1 protein-coding gene is annotated in these 1,753 nt (G+C 45.1%); it reads left to right on the top strand.

Features of this window, described 5'->3' with window-relative positions:
• Positions 1–106: 106 nt before the first annotated feature.
• Positions 107–1,261, top strand: coding sequence for an IS110 family transposase (locus FCV43_RS18485; protein ID WP_136995995.1), 1,155 nt, complete (start codon positions 107–109; stop codon positions 1,259–1,261).
• The last annotated feature ends 492 nt before the right edge of the window (positions 1,262–1,753 follow it).

Genomic DNA, 1,753 nt, shown 5'->3' with positions numbered 1-1,753 from the left:
CATAGACATAATGACCCCCACGAAAGGTGCTAGCCTCCAATATCGTGGGTTAGCTTAAAGCCAGAGCCATAATTAGTGTGTCAAACAACTAAATTTGGAGACTAGCATGAATAACGATAACATAATTTTCATTGGCTTAGATACGCATAAGTCATTTATCCAAGTCGCCGCCTTGCAAGAGCATCGTGGTGCTAAACCTGAGCATTTGGGTCGGATAAAGTCCAACAAGTCCGCACTAATTAAACTCGCACAGCAATTGCAATCTAAGTACCCGAAAGCCACACTTCATTTTGTCTACGAGGCTGGGCCGTGTGGATACTGGACATACCGATTGCTCACCAGTCTTGGGCATTGCTGCTGTGTCATCGCCCCTTCCCTTATTCCTAAGAAATCAGGGGATAGAGTCAAAACAGATAAGAGAGATGCAGCAAAACTTGCCAAACTTTTTAAGGCTGAAGAGCTAACACCTATTTATGTTCCTGAATCTGAAGATGAGGCAATAAGAGATTTATCAAGGGCTAGAGAAACCGCGATGAAAGACCTTAAGGATGCAAAATTCCAACTCAAAGGCTTTCTTCTACGCAATAATGTACAAGCAACGGTGAATGATAACTGGTCTAAAAAGCATCTACGGTGGCTAACCGACCTCATTCTTCCCCATCACAGCCAACAGATTGTATTGCAAGAGATGATCATCACCATCAGTGAGAGGATGCAAAGATTACAACGGTTGGATAACGAGTTGTTACATCAAGTAAAAAACTGGCGTTACTACCCTGTTGTCAAAGCCGTCCAAGCCATGCGGGGCGTGCGACTACTTGTTGCTCTCGGCACCATTGCCGAACTAGGTGATCTACGTCGCTTCGACCATCCCAGAAAACTTATGGCTTATGTCGGCCTCGTACCTACTGAAAACTCCAGTGGCGGAAAAGCTAAACGAGGTAGCCTAACCAAGTGCGGAAACAGTCGAGCACGACGGTTGCTTATTGAGGGCGCACATACGTATAAGCACAAGGCAAATATCTCCGTCGAACTACAACAGCGACAAGAAGGGCTGCCCAAAGAAATTGTAGATATTGCTTGGCATGCCCAACAAAGGTTGTGTCGCCGCTATCAACGATTGTTACAAAAAGGCAAACATCGAAATGTTGTCGTCGCAGCCATTGCGAGAGAAATGATCGCTTATATCTGGGCTATAGCGAGAGAGGTGGTCGTTAGCGCAGTTGATCCAAAAACACGTATTGCAAGGCTGCCTGCATGAGAAAAGAATTAGTGTTAGCGCATTGGATGGAGCATCGGGTGTGGCACAAACACCGACGGCGTTAGGATGGCAATAAAGCTCGCGCTTTATTGAACCACGAGCATAGACTGAAGACAGGTGCCACGACGAAATAAGTAAGGTAGGCGCTGCTCATCTCACGATGAGTAATCCACGTATATCAGCATGAGAACCGACGAAATTACTTGCTTCACCTATGCGTTAACACTATCCCAAAATAAACAAAAGGCTCTGAAATGTGGGAGCAGAAACTTCTACGTTTATATTTGACAAAGGGGGTCATATCAACGCCGCATTAAGGGGTGAACAACGCCTCCACCCGACCTAAAGTATTGTACCGTAAACACTAAATTTGAAGTAGATGCAAAAATGCCAAGCGTTGAGAATCCCTCTTAAATGCTTTGTTATATTGCCCGCACGACATAGCCAAATTTAGCGCCAAGGTGCTGAATTGACTACAAATCTACTGGCTTT

Origin of the sequence: Vibrio genomosp. F6 (genome assembly GCF_005146325.1) — a bacterium.
In the GTDB taxonomy this organism is placed as follows: domain Bacteria; phylum Pseudomonadota; class Gammaproteobacteria; order Enterobacterales; family Vibrionaceae; genus Vibrio; species Vibrio cortegadensis.
Note: the sequence above shows the minus strand (reverse complement) of the source record. Positions and strands in the feature narration are given on the sequence as shown.